The sequence below is a fragment of the Embleya sp. NPDC005971 genome, assembly GCF_040629175.1.
Lineage (GTDB): Bacteria > Actinomycetota > Actinomycetes > Streptomycetales > Streptomycetaceae > Embleya.
In genome coordinates, this window is sequence record NZ_JBEXUX010000052.1 from 55240 (window position 1) to 74648 (window position 19409).

Annotated in this window: 19 protein-coding genes and 1 tRNA gene; 5 read left to right on the plus strand and 15 right to left on the minus strand. The window is 65.8% G+C overall.

The annotated features are described in order from the left end of the window. Positions 1 to 21 precede the first annotated feature (21 nt). The 3 genes from lysA to ABZ374_RS34675 all read right to left on the minus strand — a co-directional run bounded on the left by lysA (position 22) and on the right by ABZ374_RS34675 (position 3820). Complete coding sequence (gene lysA, locus ABZ374_RS34665) at positions 22 to 1410, minus strand: diaminopimelate decarboxylase (RefSeq protein ID WP_360318931.1); 1389 nt, start codon at positions 1408 to 1410, stop codon at positions 22 to 24. A 213-nt stretch (positions 1411 to 1623) separates the two neighbouring features. Further along, positions 1624 to 3276, minus strand: coding sequence for an arginine--tRNA ligase (gene argS / locus ABZ374_RS34670; RefSeq protein WP_360318934.1), 1653 nt, complete (start codon positions 3274 to 3276; stop codon positions 1624 to 1626). 52 nt (positions 3277 to 3328) lie between these two features. After that, a complete protein-coding gene (locus ABZ374_RS34675) occupies positions 3329 to 3820 on the minus strand; it encodes a response regulator (protein ID WP_360318975.1) in 492 nt (163 codons plus the stop codon). Positions 3821 to 3948: 128 nt separating this feature from the next. Between ABZ374_RS34675 and ABZ374_RS34680 the strand changes: the two genes are divergently transcribed. Next, a tRNA-Arg gene (locus tag ABZ374_RS34680) sits at positions 3949 to 4020 on the plus strand. A gap of 256 nt (positions 4021 to 4276) precedes the next feature. Here ABZ374_RS34680 and ABZ374_RS34685 read toward each other — a convergent pair. The 6 genes from ABZ374_RS34685 to ABZ374_RS34710 form a co-directional block, all read right to left on the minus strand. Then, a complete protein-coding gene (locus ABZ374_RS34685) occupies positions 4277 to 5659 on the minus strand; it encodes a tyrosine-type recombinase/integrase (protein ID WP_360318937.1) in 1383 nt (460 codons plus the stop codon). Continuing rightward, positions 5656 to 5865 (minus strand): helix-turn-helix domain-containing protein, encoded by a 210-nt coding sequence (locus ABZ374_RS34690; RefSeq protein ID WP_360318940.1) that lies wholly within the window; start codon positions 5863 to 5865, stop codon positions 5656 to 5658. Before ABZ374_RS34690 ends, ABZ374_RS34685 begins: the two co-directional genes overlap by 4 nt. Further along, entirely contained in the window at positions 5862 to 7457 is a 1596-nt protein-coding gene (locus ABZ374_RS34695) for a replication initiator (protein ID WP_360318942.1), read from the minus strand. The genes ABZ374_RS34690 and ABZ374_RS34695 overlap by 4 nt, the downstream gene beginning before the upstream one ends. Further along, complete coding sequence (locus tag ABZ374_RS34700) at positions 7454 to 7762, minus strand: hypothetical protein (RefSeq protein ID WP_360318944.1); 309 nt, start codon at positions 7760 to 7762, stop codon at positions 7454 to 7456. Before ABZ374_RS34700 ends, ABZ374_RS34695 begins: the two co-directional genes overlap by 4 nt. Positions 7763 to 7785: 23 nt before the next feature. Further along, complete coding sequence (locus ABZ374_RS34705) at positions 7786 to 9156, minus strand: FtsK/SpoIIIE domain-containing protein (RefSeq protein ID WP_360318947.1); 1371 nt, start codon at positions 9154 to 9156, stop codon at positions 7786 to 7788. A gap of 119 nt (positions 9157 to 9275) precedes the next feature. Beyond that, complete coding sequence (locus tag ABZ374_RS34710) at positions 9276 to 9677, minus strand: plasmid replication, integration and excision activator (RefSeq protein ID WP_360318949.1); 402 nt, start codon at positions 9675 to 9677, stop codon at positions 9276 to 9278. Between the two features lie 179 nt (positions 9678 to 9856). Here ABZ374_RS34710 and ABZ374_RS34715 point away from each other — a divergent pair, with 179 nt between their 5' ends. Continuing rightward, the gene (locus ABZ374_RS34715; protein WP_360318951.1) at positions 9857 to 10609 is read left to right on the plus strand and encodes a GntR family transcriptional regulator; all 753 of its coding nucleotides are present in this window, start codon (positions 9857 to 9859) and stop codon (positions 10607 to 10609) included. Next, positions 10606 to 10935, plus strand: coding sequence for a hypothetical protein (locus tag ABZ374_RS34720; RefSeq protein ID WP_360318953.1), 330 nt, complete (start codon positions 10606 to 10608; stop codon positions 10933 to 10935). The genes ABZ374_RS34715 and ABZ374_RS34720 overlap by 4 nt, the downstream gene beginning before the upstream one ends. A 96-nt stretch (positions 10936 to 11031) precedes the next feature. On the opposite strand, the gene ABZ374_RS34725 is transcribed toward ABZ374_RS34720, so the two are convergent. The 3 genes from ABZ374_RS34725 to ABZ374_RS34735 are packed head-to-tail and all read right to left on the minus strand — an operon-like array spanning position 11032 to position 12175. Next, positions 11032 to 11343, minus strand: coding sequence for a hypothetical protein (locus ABZ374_RS34725; RefSeq protein WP_360318955.1), 312 nt, complete (start codon positions 11341 to 11343; stop codon positions 11032 to 11034). After that, positions 11336 to 11599 carry a hypothetical protein gene (locus tag ABZ374_RS34730; protein ID WP_360318957.1) on the minus strand — a complete coding sequence of 88 codons (264 nt, stop codon included), beginning with the start codon at positions 11597 to 11599 and terminating at the stop codon, positions 11336 to 11338. Before ABZ374_RS34730 ends, ABZ374_RS34725 begins: the two co-directional genes overlap by 8 nt. Before the next feature lie 39 nt (positions 11600 to 11638). Then, positions 11639 to 12175 carry a hypothetical protein gene (locus ABZ374_RS34735; protein ID WP_360318959.1) on the minus strand — a complete coding sequence of 179 codons (537 nt, stop codon included), beginning with the start codon at positions 12173 to 12175 and terminating at the stop codon, positions 11639 to 11641. Positions 12176 to 12394: 219 nt separating this feature from the next. On the opposite strand from ABZ374_RS34735, the gene ABZ374_RS34740 reads away from it, so the two are divergent. Continuing rightward, complete coding sequence (locus ABZ374_RS34740; protein ID WP_360318961.1) at positions 12395 to 13456, plus strand: XRE family transcriptional regulator; 1062 nt, start codon at positions 12395 to 12397, stop codon at positions 13454 to 13456. Here ABZ374_RS34740 and ABZ374_RS34745 read toward each other — a convergent pair. The 3 genes from ABZ374_RS34745 to ABZ374_RS34755 all read right to left on the minus strand — a co-directional run bounded on the left by ABZ374_RS34745 (position 13442) and on the right by ABZ374_RS34755 (position 16096). Beyond that, on the minus strand, positions 13442 to 14029 hold the full coding sequence (locus ABZ374_RS34745; RefSeq protein ID WP_360318963.1) for an NUDIX hydrolase: 588 nt from the start codon (positions 14027 to 14029) through the stop codon (positions 13442 to 13444). The two genes, ABZ374_RS34740 and ABZ374_RS34745, sit on opposite strands and share 15 nt — an antisense overlap. Before the next feature lie 228 nt (positions 14030 to 14257). Beyond that, positions 14258 to 15748 (minus strand): hypothetical protein, encoded by a 1491-nt coding sequence (locus tag ABZ374_RS34750; RefSeq protein ID WP_360318965.1) that lies wholly within the window; start codon positions 15746 to 15748, stop codon positions 14258 to 14260. Next, positions 15749 to 16096, minus strand: coding sequence for a helix-turn-helix transcriptional regulator (locus ABZ374_RS34755; RefSeq protein ID WP_360318967.1), 348 nt, complete (start codon positions 16094 to 16096; stop codon positions 15749 to 15751). On the opposite strand from ABZ374_RS34755, the gene ABZ374_RS34760 reads away from it, so the two are divergent. Next, entirely contained in the window at positions 16035 to 17837 is a 1803-nt protein-coding gene (locus ABZ374_RS34760) for a DNA methyltransferase (protein WP_360318969.1), read from the plus strand. The two genes, ABZ374_RS34755 and ABZ374_RS34760, sit on opposite strands and share 62 nt — an antisense overlap. Positions 17838 to 19409 lie beyond the last annotated feature (1572 nt).

Genomic DNA, 19409 nt, shown 5'->3' on the forward strand with positions numbered 1-19409 from the left:
CGCTCGGTTGCCGGAGTCCGCTCAGCCGATGTCGAGGCGGAGCAGGTCCTCCTCGGTCTCGCGCCGCACGATCACGCGTGCGCTGCCGTCGTGCACCGCGATCACCGGCGGGCGGGTCACGTGGTTGTAGTTGCTCGCCATCGAGCGACAGTAGGCGCCGGTGGCGGGCACCGCGAGCAGATCGCCGGGGGCCAGGTCGGCGGGCAGGTAGGCGTCCTTGACGATGATGTCGCCGGACTCGCAGTGCCGACCCACCACGCGGGAGAGCATCGGCGCCGCGTCGCTCGCGCGTGAGACGAGCGTCACGCTGTACTCGGCGTCGTAGAGCGAGGTGCGGATGTTGTCCGACATCCCGCCGTCCACGCTGACGTAGGTGCGCAGGCCCTCCAGCGGCTTGATCGTGCCCACCTCGTACAGCGTGAAGGTGCCGGGCCCGGCGATCGCGCGGCCGGGTTCGACCGACAGACGCGGCACCGCCAGGCCGGCGGTGGCACACTCGCGGCGCACGATGTCCAGCAGCGAGGCGGCGATCACCGCGGGCGACTGCGGGTCGTCGGCGGAGGTGTAGGCGATGCCCAGGCCGCCGCCGAGGTCGATCTCGGGCAGTTCGACGCCGTGCTCGTCGCGCACCGCGACCAGCAGGCCGACCACCCGGCGCGCGGCGACCTCGAAGCCGGCCGTGTCGAAGATCTGCGAGCCGATGTGCGAGTGCAGGCCGACCAGTTCGAGCGACTCGAGCTTGCGGATCCGGCGCACCGCCTCGGCCGCTCGGCCGTCGGCAAGCGAGAAGCCGAACTTCTGGTCCTCGTGCGCGGTGGCGATGAACTCGTGGGTGTGCGCCTCGACCCCGACGGTGATCCGGACCAGCACCTTCTGCGTGACGCCGCGCCGGTCGGCCAGGAAGGCCAGCCGGCTGATCTCCTCGAACGAGTCGACCACGATCCGGCCGACGCCGACCTCCAGCGCGCGGTCCAGCTCGGCCCCGGACTTGTTGTTGCCGTGGAAGGCGATCCGGGCCGGGTCCATGCCCGCGGACAGTGCGACGGCCAGCTCGCCGGCGGTACACACGTCCAGGTTCAGGCCCTCCTCGGCGATCCAGCGCACCAGCGCGCGGCACAGGAACGCCTTGCCCGCGTAGAACACGTCGGCGCCCTCGAACGCCTCGCGCCAGGCGCGGCAGCGGGCCCGGAAGTCGGCCTCGTCGAGGATGTAGGCGGGCGTACCGAACTCCCGGGCGAGTTCGCGCACGTCCAGGCCGGCGATGGTGACCACGCCGTCGGCGCCGCGCTCGGCGCCGACGGGCCAGATCTTCGGGTCGAGCAGGGTCAGGTCCTCGGGCGCGATCGGCGGCGCGCCGTCGGGCAGGACGTCCGCGTGGCGGGGACCGGCGGGGTGGGCGGAGCGGCTCATGTCGTGGTGCTCCCCGTGGGGTGAGGGCGTCGGTGTGGGGTGGGTGGTGTGCGGCGGTGCGGCAGTGCGGCGGTTTGCGTGTGGTGCCGCGGCGGGTGCCTGCGGTGGGGCGGTGAGTGGCGTGCGGTGGGTGGCGGCCCGTGGTCGGGAACGGCCGAAGGCCGGGCATGTGCCCGGCCTTCGGCCTGTCGTCGCCTGCGTTGTGACGATCCGTCACATGCGCTCGGGGGCGGACACCCCGAGCAGGGCGAGGCCGTTGGCCACCACGGTTTTCGTGGCCTCGGCCAACCACATTCGGGCGTGCGTCAGGTCGGTGACCTCTTCCTCGCCCTTGGGCAGGATCTGACAGTGGTCGTAGAAGCGGTGGTACGTGCCGGCCAACTGCTCCAGGTAACGCGCGACGTGGTGCGGCTCGCGCATCTCGGCGGCCTTGGCGACCACCCGCGGGAACTCGCCGAGCATGCCGAGCAGGTCGGACTCCCACTCGGTGGACAGCAGCTCGGGCTTGAACTCGCCCTTGACGATGCCGCGTTCGGCCGCCTTGCGCTCGACGGCGGACATCCGGGCGTGCGCGTACTGAACGTAGAACACGGGGTTCTCGTTCTTGTGCGACGTGAGGATGTCGATGTCCAGCGTGATGGTGGAGTCGGTGGACGAGCGCGCCAGCGAGTACCGCGCGGCGTCGACGCCGATCCACTCGACGACGTCGTCGATGGTGATGATGTTGCCCGCGCGCTTGGACATCCGGACCTCTTCGCCGGCGCGCATCATCTTCACGAACTGGCCGACGATGATCTCGATGTTGCGCTCGGGGTCGTCGCCCGCGCAGGCCGCGATCGCCTTGAGCCGCCCGACGTAGCCGTGGTGGTCGGCGCCGAGCATGTAGACGGCGACCTCGTTGCCGCGGTCGCGCTTGTTCAGGTAGTACGCGGCGTCGGAGGCGAAGTAGGTCTTCTCGCCGTCGGACTTGATCAGGACCCGGTCCTTGTCGTCCCCGTAGTCCGTGGTGCGCAGCCAGATCGCGCCGTTGTCGTCGTAGACGTGGCCCTGCTCGCGCAGCCGCTCGATCGCCTTCTCCACCGCGCCGGACTCGTGCAGCGTGGTCTCGGAGAACCACACGTCGAAGTGCGCGCCGAAGTTCTCCATCGAGCGCTGGATCTCGGCGACCATCAGCTTGAGCCCGGTGGCCCGGAAGACCTTCTCCTGCTCGGCCTCGGCCAGGCTCGGCACATCGGGCTGCTCGGCGAGGATGTCGGCGGCGATGTCGTTGATGTACGCACCGACGTAGCCGTCCTCGGGGACGGGGCGACCGTTCGCCGCCGCCATCAGCGACTTGCCGAACTTGTCGATCTGCACGCCGGCGTCGTTGATGTAGTACTCGGTGGTCACGTCCGCGCCGGACGCGCGCAGGATCCGCCCGAGCGAGTCGCCGACGGCGGCCCAGCGCACGCCACCGATGTGGATCGGCCCGGTCGGGTTCGCCGACACGAACTCCAGGTTGATCTTGAGTCCGTCGAACGCGTTGTTGCTGCCGTACTCGGCGCCGGCCTCGACGATGGAGCGGGCCAGCTCGCCCTGGGTGGCGGTGTCGAACGTGATGTTCAGGAACCCGGGGCCGGCGACGTCGACCTTGGCCACACCGGGCGCCTGCGCGATCCGCACGGCCAGCAACTCGGCGATCTCGCGCGGCGGTCGCTTGGCCGGCTTCGCGAGCTGCAACGCGATGTTCGTCGCGTAGTCCCCGTGCTCGCGGTTCTTGGGTCGCTCGACCGTCGTGCTCTCGGGCACGGCAACGGCGAGCTCGCCCGCCTCGACGGCGGCACGAACCGCGGACAACACTGACTGCGAAAGCTCTGCGGGGGTCACGGGCACAAGCGTAGGCGACCCGCGGACCAACCCACCCGGCGGGCGGGGTCGGTCATTCGGGTGAGACTTCCGCCGGGGAACCGGGCGGGGGATCGAGCGGGCGGTCGGCCACGGAATCCGGCCCGGGCTCGGGCTCGGGCCTCGGCTCCGGCTCCGGCTCCGGCTCCGGCTCCGGCGACAACGCGCGCACGAGCCGAATCAACTGCTCGGGATGAAACGGCTTGGTCAGATACCCGTCGACCCCCACCGCCCGAGCCCGCGAAAAATCCTCGTCCTGCGCACAGGCACTGATCATCAATATCTTCAACCCACTGGTCCGCGGATCCGCCCGCAACCGAGCGGCAGTCCCGATCCCATCCAAATGCGGCATCACCACATCGAGCGTGACCAGATCCGGCCGCACCTCGTGCACGAGCCGCAAACACTCCTCACCATCACACGCGGTACTCACCACGAACCCCTCCAGCCGCAGATTGACCGCGATCAGCCGCCGAATCACCTCGTCGTCATCCACGACAAGCACCCGCGCCGCCTCACCACCAATCCCGCCCACGCCAGTGAGATTAGGCCCCCCACCCCCACCCGCGGGCCCGATCCGCACATCTCACCCCCGCCTCCCCCCAACCCCTTCGCAACCCACTCCCCGGAGCTGGTAATGTTCACGTCACCCGAGCCCCTGTAGCTCAGGGGATAGAGCAACGGCCTCCGGAGCCGTGTGCGCAGGTTCGAATCCTGCCAGGGGCACACAGCGTGAACAGTCTCAGCAGCCACGATCACTCGTGAGCTGCTGTTTTTGTTTTGGGGCCCCTTTTCGCTCGTCACTCCGTGTGTCAGCCCGCGCAGGTGCGTGCAGGCGTAGGACGGCCCGCGCGTAATGGGCGCGTAATGATCTTGGAGACGTTTCCGCAGGTCACAGTGCGTATTTGGCGTATGCGCGGCGTGGCCCGGACACGACGAAAGCCCCGGAGTGATCCGGGGCTTCCTACCGTCTGACGGTTGGTCAGCTCTCGTCACCGAGACCATCCGAGATGCGTTGGTTGATCAGGTCGCGCTGTCCGTCGATGCACTTGGCGTAGATCTTGAGCAGCACATCCACCGAGTGCCCGAGCCGTTCGGCGACCTCCGTGGCCGGCACTCCGGAGTTGAGCCAGAGCGACGCGCAGGCGTGCCGCAGGTCGTACGGCCGAGCCGCGAGAGGCGAGGAGACCTGTTCCTCGGTCAGGGCGAGCGTGCGTGCTTCCTTCCACACTCGGGAGTAGGTGGAGGAGGCAAGGACGCCACGGCGTTCGCTCGGGAAGAGTCGACCGTCCTTTGCCGTGCCGAACTCTTCGATGTGCGCGAGGAGGATCGCGACGAGTTGCGGAGGGATGGGCACGTGGCGCGTGTCCTTGTCCGCCCGCTGCTTCAGGCCCCGCTCGTCGTGCGCCTGGCCGTTGTCCGTCCAGGTCTTCCCCGCCGCCGGCCGGGTGGTGTGGAGGGTGAGCGAGCCCCATCCCGAGGTGGGCAAGACACAGTCGGCGCGCCGCAGGTTCACCGCTTCTGCCGGGCGCGTGCCGGCGTAGTAGAGAACCGCGAAGAAGGCGCGGAGACGACGGCCGCCGGCCCGCTTGTGTCCGCCGACGTAGGTCACCGCGGCGAGCAGTTCGCGAGCCTGAACCGGGTTGGCGACCGAGCGACGGTCCACCGAGGAGGCGACCATGACGCGCTTGCGCTTGAGCTTGTCGATGGGGTTCACCGGAAGGTGTTCCAGCTCTACGGCGTAGTCGAGGAGGTTGTAGAGGACCGAGCGCTTACGCCGAAGCGTCTCGGCGCCTGCTGCGGTTCCGTCGAGCTTGAGACCGAGCGCGTCCAACACACCGTGAACAGTCTTGGCGTCCGCGAGCCCCTTGATGGGCAGCGACCTCTTTTCGAGCCAGGCAACCGCTTTGGTGACGTCGCCGGGCCGAGGGAGCTTCCGGCGAGTCGGCGGTAGAACGAACAGCCGGAGGGCGCGGCGCAGGGTCACCACGTCGGGACGGCCGTCACTGTCCTTCACGAGCGCGGGCAGAGCCGTGGCCAGCGCGTCCGTCATGCTGTCCCGCGACTTCGCAGCCGCGCCCGGCCACTTCATGTCCATGTAGGCGAGCGCGAAGGTGAGGGCCGACGTCGCCTGTTTGGCCTTCTGCATGGACTCAGGGAGACCGCTCTCAAGATCGAACGCTTCGCCGTCCTCGGTGGCACGGATCAAGCGTCCACGGAACCGGTCGGCCAACCCTTTCGTACCAAACGTCGCTGATTGCGGCTCGCCCGCGACAGTCCAACGCACCACGAAAGAGGGCTTCTTCTTACTGCTCTGGTTCCGGACCACGGCCCAGACTCGGACCTTGTACGTCTTGTCCGTCACGCCGCTTCCTCCGCCCGAGTGTCGAGCCACTCCGCGAACGCCGCACGCGTGACGCGTAGTTCGCCGTTGGGGAGCTTGTGGCAGGCCGGCGCCAAGCCGAGTTCACGCCAGCGGTAGAAAGTCCGGCGAGAGAGGCCACCCAGCGCTTCGAGGACTTCCGGGACGGTCATGAGTTCGACGTCCGAAGTCTTGGCTCTTCTGGTCATGCCGCCCTCCCCCGGGCAGTTGCCGAATTGTCGAGCGGTCCGTCTGCGCGGGCTTTCGCGTCGTCCATCGCCTTGCGCCACCGCACCCGTTCGGCGACCGCGCGACGGAGGCGATGGGACAGCGGTGCGACGTCAGGGTCGTCACGGCCGACCGGAGCCCAGATAAACCGATTCGGATCCGGAAGGTCGCCGGCACCGCCGACCAGGTCCAGCACCCATGCCCGGCGCTCCGTCTTGTGGTCGGCCATGGTCTTGCCGGACCACTTGCGCGAGACCAGGACACGCCGCCCGCCGTAGCCGAGGTGGGTCCGGCGATGGGCCTTCGACTTGCAGCAGCCCAGACGCAGGCCCGCACGGGCGTTCTTGGGCTGGACCCCGTACAGCAGCCAGTTCGCGCATGTAGGCGAGCAGGGCTCGTAACGGAGTACTTCGGTCAGTCGGTCCACGTGGGCGTTCTGGGCCCCGCTGTGGGCCTCGTGGGACTCGTGGGCGGACTTGTTGAGGTACTTGGTCAGGTAGCCGATGCAGCGGCGTGCGTCGGGCGAGCCGACGAGGACGCCCTTGGCGTCGACCTGCGTCCCGAACCGGGCGACGTGAATCGGTTCCGCATCGTCGGCCAGGCCGTCCAACGCCTTATCCCAGGTGGGGAGTTCGGTGCCGTTCGCCGGGTCGAGGTACGCGCCGGTGTCCGCATCCCAGACCGGCGGTCGGTCGGTCGAGTGGACCGGTTCGTCACAGGCCGGCCACCACACCTGGTGATACGTGGCCGCCGCCACCTGCCGCAGTTCGGCCCGCGACACCGTGCCCCGGATCGCGAGGTGGATGTGCGGCGCCAACCGCCGCTGATACTCCACCGCAGCGAAGTACTGCACGTCGAAGCCGACCAGGCGCCGCAGGTTCTGCACGAACCGATCGACCAGCTTCGAGAAGTGCAGTGCGTCCCGAGCCGCCGCCCGGTAGTCGTACGCCGACGCGTCCACAGGCGTTCCGTCGTGGCGTACACGCCCATAGGAGGGCAACGTGAGCGTCACGAACAGCGAAGGCCGGAACACCTTGCCGTCGGGTGCGGTGTACGCCTTCCCGACTGTGCGCGCATCGACCTCACGCCGGGGCAGATCAGGAGCGTCCTGACGCCGCCGCGTGGACCGCACCCGCCGGGTGACCGGGTCCGGGTCGATGTTCCCGCGCACCCCGGAGTCGGCCAACTCCCCGTCCACGGCCGCCAGGTCTTGGGCGAGTTCGGCCCGCTCGTCGCCGCTCGCCAGGTCGTGCTTCTTGGTCCAGTCCGCCCGCAGTTCGGCCAGCAACCGCTGTTCGTCGGTCGGCTCGTCCGCCTCCTGCACCGGCTCCTCGGTCAGGTGCCACCCCTCACGGCACTGCACCATACGCAGCCGCCGCTTCCGCTCGGCGCAGGTCGGACACACACTCGCCAGCGTCGCCCCACACGGGACGTCGACCACGGTCGTCTCACCGGTCACGATGTCGGTCCGCCGCAGCGCGATCGGGCGCACACAGACGCCGTGATCTTGGGCAACGGCACGCACCACCTCACGTGCGAGCGGCATCCGGACGCGTTCGGCTCTCGTGCTCATCGGGGCGTCCTCGGGATGGCGGTCCACACCGTGACCGGGTGGCCGTGAACCGTGCCTGTCACCTCGAAGAGGGTGTGCTCCCGGATGTATCGAGTCGTCTTCTCGGCTCCGGCCGTGACCGCGTCGTCCAGGACCGACGCCCAGCGCTCCATGTCGCCCGCCGTGACGTCGTACAGGTGCACGGACACCGACCACACCAGGTCCGCCTGAGACCACGTCAGCTCCATGGAACTGATCGCGGGCAGAGTCGGATGGCTACCAAGAAAGTCCGCCACGCAGCGCAGGACGATGACCCCACGGGTCATGTCGGCCTCATATCGGCTGTTCGTCATGCCGCACCCCCGAAGCTGTCGGAGGACCGGCCGTAGTCGCGCACCATCGCGTCGATCGCGTCGTCGGAGACGAACGCCGCCCGCACCCGCACCGGTTCGGGCTGCGTCTCCCGCTTCACGTAGCCCACCCCCGCGCCGATCTCCGGATCGGGCGAGATCAGGTCGGCCGCCGCACCCCGCTCCCGCGCGCCGTTGCCCAAGACCATGTCCACCTGGTTCGGCTCGTCCAGGCGCAGCGCGATCCGGTCCGGGAACAGGTTGCGGATGTTCATCACCTCCTTGCGCGGGTCCTGCAACGCCCCGATCACGCAGAACCCGACGGACCGGCCCTGACTGGTCAAGGTCGCGATCGCGGCGTCCGCCCGCTTCCGCAGGTCCCGATCGGGTTGATACGCCGTCAGGAACGCCAGCTCGTCCACGATCACCACGACGAACGGGCAGGACGCCGAGGGTTCGTGCTTGCGGACCCTGCCCGCGAAGGTCTGCGCCCGCGTGTTCATCTCGACCGCGGCGGCTTCCAGCAGCTCGACCATCGCGACCGGCTCACAGGCGTACCGCCGGAACAGCGAACGACCGTAGGACAGTTCCATGCGCTTGGGGTCGCACGCCCACAATTGCACAATGCCCACCCGGGCCGCCGGCAGCAGCGCCCGCACGACGCCCCACAGCACCGAGCCCTTCCCCGCACCGGTCACACCCGCGACCAGGATGTGAGTGCCGTGCAGCCGCAGCCGCCACGGCGACCCGTCGTCGCACCGCCCGATCTCCGCCGAGGCGAACTCCGGCCGCCACGGGTCCTCCCTCTCGACCCCCGGCTTCCCGAACCTGACCGCGGCCAGCCCTGCCGCGCGCTTGACGACGTCGCCCAACCCGGGCATCGGGGGCGCCTCGAACGACTCGGCCAGCGGGTCGGCGAACCAGGCCCGCAGGACGACCACCCCGCGCCCGGGGGACGACGCCTCGACCCGGAAGACGCCCCACGTGTGGGCGATGCCCTCCACGTGATCACCGAGGTTCTTCGGGGTCTGCCCCGGCAACAGCGAGACCGTCACGTCGAAGCCCAGTTCGTGCCGGCGGATGCGCATGATGCGCGGATACCGGTACTCGAACGTCTCGTCGATCCGCGACACCGGCTCCTGCTGCCACACCCCGATCGCCTTCGACAACGCCGGCCAACCACGCCGCACCCGGGACGCGAACGAGAACAACCACCACCAGACGGACGCGACCCCGACCGTCAGATAGACGAAGAGGAGGAGGCAAGAGGCGACGACGCCGCCGCGCGCCCGCACCACCTCGAACACGACGTACAACACCGTGAGCAGTAAGGCCCCGAACCGCACCACGGGCCGCTGGAACACATGCATGATGGAAGAACCCCTTCGAAGATCACTTGTGTCACTCGGATGGGGAGCGGCCCCGGTGCGACGAACCCGCCAAAGTAAGTCCGCACCAGGGCCGCGCCTGTCTTGCCTCAAGCGCGCGGTCAACCCGCCGCCTTGATCGCGCTCTTCAGCGGCCCACCCGGAGCCCGCAGGCCCGACGCGCGGTAGGAGAACGCCACACGGTTGGTGGACTGGTTCAGATACGCCGTCACGGTCAGGCCCTCGAACTCCACCGGCCGGAACGGCAGCCCGGGCAGCGTGTCCGGAAGAACCGGCTCCGCGTCGGAGGCGACCTTGACCTTCACCGTCGCCTCGTTCGCGTCCGGGTCACCGTCGACCACCGAGACCGCCCAGACCGGCAGCCCGGTCGCCTTGTCGCGCGCCTGCACCTTCACGCCGCCCTTGGACGCCTCGAAGTCGGCCATCGGAACCACCGACTTCGCGAACGCCCCGAAAGGGAACACCGCCGCGAACGACACCGGGATTGCACCTTTGATTGCCATTTCGGATCACCCATCGCGAGTCCCGAGACACCGTTTCGATCGAAGACGATGCCAACCCGTACTACGGGATGACTTCAGAGTGCGCACCCGTAGTACGTCTTGTCAAGAGTCATGTCCTGCGGGATGCTGCCAGCAGGAAGCACGAACCGCATTCCCCGCAGCAGACCCGGAGGAAAGCCATGGAGCCCGCTCGTAAGAAGGCCCGGTATCACGAGATCGCGGACTATCTGCGCGACCGGATCATGGACGGCACGTTCCCTGCCGGGCAGCCGCTGCCGAGCGAGGAGCAGTTGGCGAAGGAGTTCGGGGTATCCCGCCCGACGGTCCGCCAGGGCATCACCGAGCTTCGTGCGGCCGGGCTGGTCGAGGTGTTGATGGGCCGCGGGATGTTCGTGCGCTCTCCGCACGCCAGGCCGAACACGACGCGTCCGCGGGGGGTACGCCGCGATCGGGACGGCCGGTACGTCGAGGCCGACGCCATCCGCTGGACCACCCGGGACGAGCCGACCGCAACCCGGACGGACGCCCCCTTGGCACTTGCCGACATGCTTCGCGTGCCGCCGGGCGAACCGATGTTCACCTACGACGAGTTGCAGACCGCCGAGCACGGCCGGCTGCGCCAGGCCCACCGGACGTACGTCCCGTTCTCGGCCCTGGAGAACACCCCGTACGCCGACACCGCTCCCCCACCCGCCCCGCAGCTCTACGCGGCACTTGAGCGGATCGGGCACGAACTGCACTGGACCGAGAACGTCCGCAGCCGCATGCCGCTCCCCGACGAAGCCACCGCGCTCCACTTGGCCGACGGGGTTCCGCTGTTCCACGTTCTGCGACTGACCTTGAATCAGGACGAACGACCTCTCGCTCTCGAAGAGTTCAAGATCTCCAGTGACGATCTGGAGATCTCCTACGGCTTCGGCCGTTCGTCATGAGCGGAACCCGACCGCTGTCGGAGGCCCTCCCGGAGCTTTACGCCGAGTTGGTCAGGCTCCTGCGCGAGGAGGCCGACCATTCATTGGCCGACGATCTCCCGAAGACGCACTTCCACGAGTGGTGCGGCTGTGGCGACGATTTCTGCCAGAGCTTCAGAACGGCGCCGGACCCGGAAGGCCCCTACGGCCCGGGGCATCGCATGGTCTGCCTTCTGGGAGAGGGCGACCGCGCCATGATCAACCTCGATTTGGTCCATGAGTCCGTGGTCTATGTCGAGGTCCTCTACCGGCCGAATCTCAGGACCCAGTTCCGCACGCCGGTCTGAACCGGCTTCGGACGTGCGAAAACCCCCGCTCAGGACCAGTGAGCGGGGGTTCTCTATTTCGGCCGGAGACACGAGAAGAGGCCGGCCGAACTTGGATCAGGCCGGGGTCGGCCGGTCGTCGCGCGCCGGCTCCTCCGCACACGGAAGGCGACCGATCTCGACGCACAAGCCGTGCACCAGCGCCTCCTTGAGCCGGGTGGCGGCATCACTCGTCACTCGGCCGAGCCGGACGTGCCCCGTGCCGACGATGTTCACGTCACCCTGCAAGTAGGCGAAGTCGTCGGCCAGGCCCAGCAACCTCAACTCGTTGGCCAACTCGCGTGCAGCGTCCCGCGCTTCGGACCAGCCCCGGACGTACGGCACGCCGGGCCGCAAGACATCCGCGCGGACGTCGTTCTTGTCATCCATGGTCTTGCTCCCCGTCGGTCCCCTCCGTCGCGAACGCCTCGTCCCCCAACGCCTGACGAGCCGCCCGCAGCAACGCGGCCAGTCGGCGGGTCGTCGCCGGGGAGATCCGGCCCAGGTTGACGATCCCGCGCCCGAAGGCGTTGACGTCCGCCGTGAGGAATGTGAAGTCCGCTTCCATGCCGGCCGCGATCAGCACGTCGCGCAGTTCCATCACTGCGGAACGGGCCACGTACCAGGCGTCGCTGTCGTCGGCCATGCCGTGTGGCTCATTCGAATCACGCACCGCTGCACCCCTTCATCGGTTGGAGCGCGAGGGCGTCGACAGCGCCTTATCGGCCGGCGGAAAGGCTTTGCCTTCCCGGGCGACTTCGGCGAGCTTCGCCGCCAGCGCGTCCAGGCGGAACGTATAGAGGCCGAAGTAGCCGGGTGGGCGAAGCCACCGGGTGATCGCCTTCTCCACGTCCGGATCGTCGGGCGTGAGTGGAGCCGATGCGAGAAGGTATCCCTTCAATCCGGGGCAGCGGGTGCGGTACTTGGCGTCACACGCGAGAGCCACCGTCAGCGGCGGGCGGGCCGGGTTTCGGTACACGAGAAAGCCGATCTTGGCGGCCCGAACGTCGAGAACAGTGCCGCCGGGGGAGGTGCTTTCGCGGTCGTAGAATGCCAACACCCTTTCTCCGACGCGGCGATGCACAGTCACCAGGTCGAAGATCTTGCCGATCGCCAGCGGGTACGGGGTCAGGGGCGCCTTGTCCCATTCGTTGATGCATCGCTGGGGGTGGTCGGCCGCTTGGGCCAGCCACTCCTGCGAGTTCAAGATCGTCTTACGCACAGCGTCGCCCCCTTCAGGGCATCTGCTTTCGATTACTGTGCGTTCAGAGTTGACCGCAGGGTGCGGTGCGCGGAAGATGACACGGACCCGAGCAGGGGGACGCGTCCCCCTGTCCCCCTGGGGGCGACGATGGACAACGAGGCTCTTCCGCTCTACGCACAGCGCTTGCGCCGAACCCGGAACGAACGGTCCTGGACGCAACGCGAACTCATGCGACACATGCGGCAGACCGCCGCCCGCCGCGGCACGAAGCTCGTGAGCGACGACAGCTTGAAGCGCCGGATCTCCGACTGGGAGAACGGCCGACAGCTACCCGACGAGCGCTACCAGGCGATCCTGTGCGCGGTGTACGAGGTCGAGCCGGAAGACCTGGCCTTCGACCAGCCGAGCACGAACGCGTGGGGCAGGCCCGATCCGGGCGTGATCGAACTGATGACCCGCCTGGAGAGCGCCCGCGCCGTGGACGACGAGATGCTCGCTCTGCTGAAGTTCCAGACGAACGCAATCCGGCTGAAGGACCGCCGGCTGGGCGCCGCCGTCGTCGCCGAGGAGATGAGCGCCCACATCAGGCAGGTCGACCAGTTGCTCAAGCACGCCATGAAGCCGAAGCAGCGGGCCGGCCTGGCACACGTCCTGGCCGACGCATCCGCACTCGCGGGATGGCAAGGCGTCGACACCGAGTCGCTGCACGATTCGTGGGAGCACTTCGAGCGCGCGAAGGCAGCAGCGAGCATCGCGGAGGACCCGAGCATCCTGGCCTTCGCGACTGCCGAACAGGCTTACGTCTTGTTGGAGTTGGGACAGGCAGACTCGGCGTTGGACCTGATCCGCTACGCCCACGGGGAGAACAGGACGAGACTGCCGTCCCTGACCCGCAGTTGGCTCTACGGCGCAGAAGCCGAAGCACACGCCGCTTTGGGCGACGGGGCAGCATCGATGAACTCCATGGACATGGCAGCAGCAGCCCTGCCCGCGGACCCGGACGACCCGGACTTGCCCTTCCTGGCCCTCAATCTCGCCCACTTGGCCAGGTGGCGCGGTTCCTGCCTCGTCAAACTGGGCGACACCGAGGTGATCGACAGCCTGACCACCGCCTTGGCGAGCATGGGCGGCTTCACCAGGGCCGAGGCCGGTCTCCGGTGCGACCTGACCGAAGCCCTGATCGCCCACGGCCGCACCGAAGAAGCCCGCATCCACTGGCACGAGGCGAAGAAGCTCAGCACCGTTGCCTCATCGGCAAGGTCCCGCCGCCGCCTCGTCCGCCTGTCAGAACGACTCTGACGCCTCATCATCAAGCTTGGCGCCCCCACGGGAGGCCAAGACGTGAAGCAGGCCGATGAGTACGCCGGAGTTCCAGATCCGTCCCTTGGCGATCAGGCCGGGGATGTCCGCAAGCGGCACCCACTCCATCCGCGCCATCTCGGTCGTCTCGGTCGGCTCAGCGACCTGAGTCGCCCCCTCCCCCACGAACACGTCATGCCACGAGTCGACCATGCCGACCATGGGCTGAAAGCGCGCGACGTGCCGGAAGGTGGTCGGCCGATAGCCCGTCTCCTCCAGCAGCTCGCGCAGCGCCGTCTCTTCGGGATCCTCCCCGGGGTCGACCAGGCCGCCCGGGATCTCCCACCCCCACCGATCCGACACGAACCGATGCCGCCACATCATCAGGACCCTGTCCTGATCATCGATCAGCACCGTCATCGCGGCAGCATGCAGCTTGATCACATGATGCTCGAACCGCTCCCCATCAGGCAGTTCGACGTCAGTCAGGAAGACGCGCATCCACTCGTTGTCATAGATGATCCGTTCGCCATGAACGACCCAGGCCGAGGAAGTGTCATCGTCAGTAGCCACACGGCGACGCTACCGGCCAGACGATCTACAGGCCGGCCCCAACGAAGACCAGCACGCCCCAACCACTGCCGAATTGAGCTGTACTAGATCAAGCGCACGCTCTGACGGGCGCTCCATCGCCCGGCCAGCCGGGGCCCGCCGCGCGTGCGGCGTGGCCGCCGGTCACGGCGGACCCCCACCCGGGCGGAACTCCCGCTGCAAGACCCTTTGAGCGTAGGCACACACGCACTACGAGAAGCGGATCTGCTGTTTATCAAGAATGTCGAGAGCGCCGAGGTTTTCGGGATGCCGCAGCCAGTCGTGATGCTGGGCCCATACAACCTCAAGGATTCTCAACGTCTCCACAGGTATTTCACGACCTGCACCCCGTTTCACTTGCGAAGGTGAAAGATCACCCAGAGCACGCAGCGCCAACTTCGAACCTAGACTGTCAGAGGTCTCAACGACGTCCAAAAGAGACTGGATTTGCCCGTGCCGAGCCAAGACCGAGGCTGCGACCGCAGCCCTCCGTTCACCGTGATCTTCGACCATCCATCGTTGGAGTGATTTCAATACATCGGTTGGCAGATTGTTGGCCAAGGAAGAGGCAGCATGAAGTGCTACCCGGTCATCAGCATCGGCAAAGAAATCCACGACCCGAGAACGTGAAGTAGCCGCCCCGAGTCCTAGACCCCAGACCGCAGCCGCCCGAACCTCATCTTTTCTATCCGCATTAGGAACCGCGACCTCGTAGAGTGCTTCCGCTGCGGCTTCTACTCCCAAGCTCGCGAGCTCGGTCAGAAGAAAAACGCTCTCGATCTGTTGTTCGGGAGGCAAAAGGACATCAGTGGCTGTGCCTCTCAGCATAGGAACCCAACTGTCTTCGTCGCGGCTTGCGAGCACCCCAATGGCCTCAAGCCTGACACGCCAGTCCTCGTCGCAATTACGGGCGATTTCTCTAACGACTGCATCAACGTCTATCCGTGATCGGACGTAGCATGATTTGACGGCGGCATAGCGATCACCGCTACTTGCCGACGCTAGATCACTTCCCCAGTCCCAAATATCGCCGGCACAAGAAACATCGGCAGGTGCCACAGATCCCGCAACAGCCGTAGATGCGGCCTCGAAAGGCTCACCAGGTTGGAGATAAGCATGTACCTGGGTCCACATCTTGTTCCGCTTGTAGGTACGGGTTCCGCCATTCGATCTCTGGACGGTAACGTTCCCTTCCCCGTCCATCGGCATGATCGACAAGAGGCATCCTGCATATCCGGGAACCCAAATAGGCCATGAGACATCAGCCTCAGATCCTGCCGATATAGCCTTCCTCGTACCCTCCTTAACGCTGCCAAGCGCATCCCACAAAGCCTTGCGCGTCACATAAAGCGGTTTTCCGGCTCGAATGCCCCCTTCGAGCACGATCCGGATGAATCCAAAAACGTCTTCGTCGCGCATACCGCCAGCATGCCACTCGCGGCCTACGGTCGCTGAATGTGACAGCTTTAACTCAAGTTTTGACTTTGCCTTGGACTCAAATCGACGACCACATCTGACACACACGAGATCAGGAATACGAAGTCGCTTTACCTTGACAGACCAGACCTTATTGCCCATCGAATAGCGCTCAAGTTCGATGATCCTATGGCCACGCCGCTCAAGGTCGCTTTTGAGGGCAACCGTCCCATGGGCACCCATCGTGAGGTACCGAGCAAAGTCCTCATCTTCTTTGAATCCCATTTACTCTCCCGTGCCCTCAAAGAGCCGAGCGGGTGAGACTTCCAGCGCCGCGGCGATGGCGAAGACATTGTCCAAGCCGATATTTCGCTGACCGCGCTCTACACTGGAAACATATGTTCGATGAACACCGGCTAGGTCCGCGAGCTTTTCCTGGGAGAGTCCCCGGACCTCACGAAGTTCTCGGATACGATTGCCGAAGGCAACCCGCCGGGGATGAAACGTCACCCGCCCCTGCTCAGCCATGGGGACCAAATCTAGGGCGATGCAGACGATGAGGCTACAGACTATGAGTAACATCAGTGGTATGACGGAAGAACTCAACGTCGGTCGTAGTGACCCCGCGTACATGGCACATGCCTACCTGACGAAGGTTCCTGCACCCGCGATCATCCCCTTTATCAAGGCCCACACGGAGCCCGGTGCCGTGGTGCTCGACCCGTTTGCCGGCTCCGGCATGACAGGGGTTGCCGCAGCAATGATTGGTCGTTCCGCAAGTCTCTTCGATATCAGCGTACTCGGTCAGCATATCGGCCAAAACTACGTCAGCCTCGTAGATCCTCAGGCGTTGAACAAGTATGCAAGCGAGGTAGTCCAAGCCGCCAAAAGACAACTTGGCAACGTATACGGAGTGAAATGCGTAGGCTGCTCACAGGATGGAGAGCTGGCCAAGACGGTATGGTCAGTGATTGTGGAATGCCCCTCCTGTGATAAGCCCGTCGCCTACTACCACTCCATGAAGGCGGCAGGCTGGGTAAAGGCCGACATGCTGTGCCCTCACTGCCGAGGCCCCATCAGCAGCCGCAACAAGCGCATCGGAGAAGCACCAGTTCTCGCCTACGTCTCATGTGGCTGCCAACGAACCCAGGTCGAGCAAGCCCCGCAGCCCAGTCCCGTCGATCTTGCTATCGAGAGTCTCCCTTATCCCCGGGTCGAAATCACGCCAGACCGCGAGATGTACAAAGCCTCAGCGCTCGGCAAGAATGGAATGACGACTATTGCGTCTTTCTATTCACCCAGAAATCTAGCAGTCCTCACAGCGCTGCGGGAACAAATTCGCATCGTTCCCGACGAAGCTATCCGCAATAAACTGCTCTTTTCCTTCACCGCCTGCCTAACTCGTGCTTCCAAACGCTACCAATGGCACCCTAAGCGTCCGCTCAATGCCGCGAATGCTAATTACTACGTTGCCCCGGTTTTCTACGAGTGGAATGTCTACGAACTTTTTCTCCGAAAGGTAATTTCCACTATCCGCTCGGATGAGTGGATCAAGGCATCTCGCCACATCTACGCCACCGCCGACTCGCAGCCTAATGTGGTCTACGAGATCAGCAGCGCCGAGTCCATCCCTCTTCCCGATCAGAGCATCGACTATGTATTTACGGACCCCCCTTTCGGTTCGAACCTATTCTACGCAGACATGGCGCTCTTCCAGGAAGCGTGGCTAAGCAGTTTCTCGGACGTGGAGAAAGAAGCCGTCGTTGACCGAAGTCGAAAAGGGCGCAGATCTGCCAGGCGTTATGAGGAGCTGCTGACCTCCGCTCTTTCTGAATGCCGGCGGGTGCTGAAGCCAGGAGGCGCAATCAGCATGGTCTTCGGAAACTCTTCTGGCCGTATGTGGGCCTTGGTCCAGCAGGCTATCTGCAATGCTGGGCTTTCCGTAGTCCCTGAAGAACTCACCATCCTAAACAAGGGCCAGCGCTCCGTTAAGGGCCTCGCATCAGGGTTCGAACACGTAGCCACCCTCGACTTGGTCATCACGATGCGTGCAGCCACAGAGGGGCAGTCAGAACTCACTCACATTCCTGAAGGCGAGACAGCAAAGACTGTGCGTAGGCTGGCTGAGGAGAACCCGGACACCACACCCAGCCATCTCTACTTGGAGTTGCTGCGAACGGCAATGCGTAGCGGGTGGAAACTCGATGAGCTGGATCTCAGTATCGTCACGCACACTTTGGTCGAAGACGACTGGGCCATCGAGTCCAAAAGTGGCCACCTGCGCCGAGCCCGTGAGGTGTCAGATGCCACTCCTACTCCCCCCGCCCGCCAGCCAGAACCGCAGAAAGTTCAAGCTGATCTGCTGTTTGAGTAGCCCAAGACGTTAGGCGCATCCTCAGCACCGAAGGCCGACCGAAAATAATATTTTCGTGATCAAGCGCGTCTGCGGCAGAAGGCCGCCCTTCATTCATCAGCAAGAAGGAGAGACACTCAACGCGGACGCGAACGCCACTGGGGAACTGGTGCGTTCGGACATGGGATCTACGTCTAACCTGGCCCAGCAGGAGCGCGAGCGTCATTACGTGAGCCGTTGCGCCCCTCCGGGAACCGGAGTGTGTGGCGGCATGCCCGACCAAGAAGAGAAGCCCAGACCAACCACCCACTTGTGGGGCTAGACGGGTCCGGCTTTTACGTCCCTCAGATGCGCACCAGAACGGGGTACGGCTCAGGGGTCCTGACGGGTACTCAGGGGATAAGCGAATGCGCCGCAGCAGGGTGCACCTGCCCAGGTCCCGAACGTGATCACAGGCAAGCCCTCCAAGCTAGCCTGCGGCAGACATCGACTGGCAGGGTTAACTGGACTTCGCAGCTGCACTGCGAGCTGGCTGGGGGCCGGCGACGCGACCTTTGGCCGCGACCGGGGCGCGCTCGTTGCGTAGGGCACCCGTTGGTGCTGGGCTTCGGGGTTCGGGCCGCGGTTGCCGAGCACCCGGGTTGTTGGTCGGGTAGCGTGACCCGCGCGCATAAACCACGGCATGCCCCCGGTCCCCGGCATGCCGTGGACCGGGTGCGTGAGTCGGGTTTTGGGGGCAGCCGACTGGTTGTGCAGCATGCGTGTAATGATCTTTAAATCGGGTGGGCTCCGACGCGACTAACGTGCTGGTCAGAGGCCGATTTGGGGAATGCGCTCACACCCGCTCCGGAGCCGTGTGCGCAGGTTCGAATCCTGCCAGGGGCACACAGCGTCACCAGGATCAGCAGCCACGAAGCCACGTGAGCTGCTGTTTTTGTTTTCCGGCCTCTTTTCCGCCGTCACGATGTGTGTCGCTTCGCGGAGGCGAAAGCAGGCACTGGACGGCCGTCGTGCAACATGCGTGCGATGGTCTTGAGGGTTTTTCCGCAGGTCAGAGTGAGCTTCCGGCGTGTCTGCGGCAAGGCCCGGACACGACGAAGGCTCCGGATCACTCTGGGGCTTCCTGGCGCCTGACGGCTGGTCCGTCGTCTGGTCAGGCGTCGTCGTCGAGGCCGTCCGAGATGCGCTTGTTGATCGGGTCGCGCTGTTCGTCGATGCACTTGGCGTAGAGCCTCAGGAGCACGTCCGCGGAGTGGCCGAGCCGTTCCGCGACTTCGGTTGCAGGCGCTCTCGCGTTCAGTCGGAGCGAGGTGCAGGTGTGCCGAAGGTTGTACGGCCGAGCTGGCAAGGGTGACGTGACCTGCTTCTCGGTGAGCGCAATGGGCGGCGGTGCTTTCTCGACCCACGCGACCGCCTTGGAGATCTCACGGGGCCGATCGATCTCACGAAGTATCGGGGGCGACAGGATGGACCGGAGCGTTTTGACGTCGGGCCGCCCCTAGGACACGTCCGGTCGATCATGTGACTATCTCGCGGTCGAGTCGTTGGTCCGGGAATGGGGCGGGGTGATCTGACGGATGCGGAGTGGGAGCG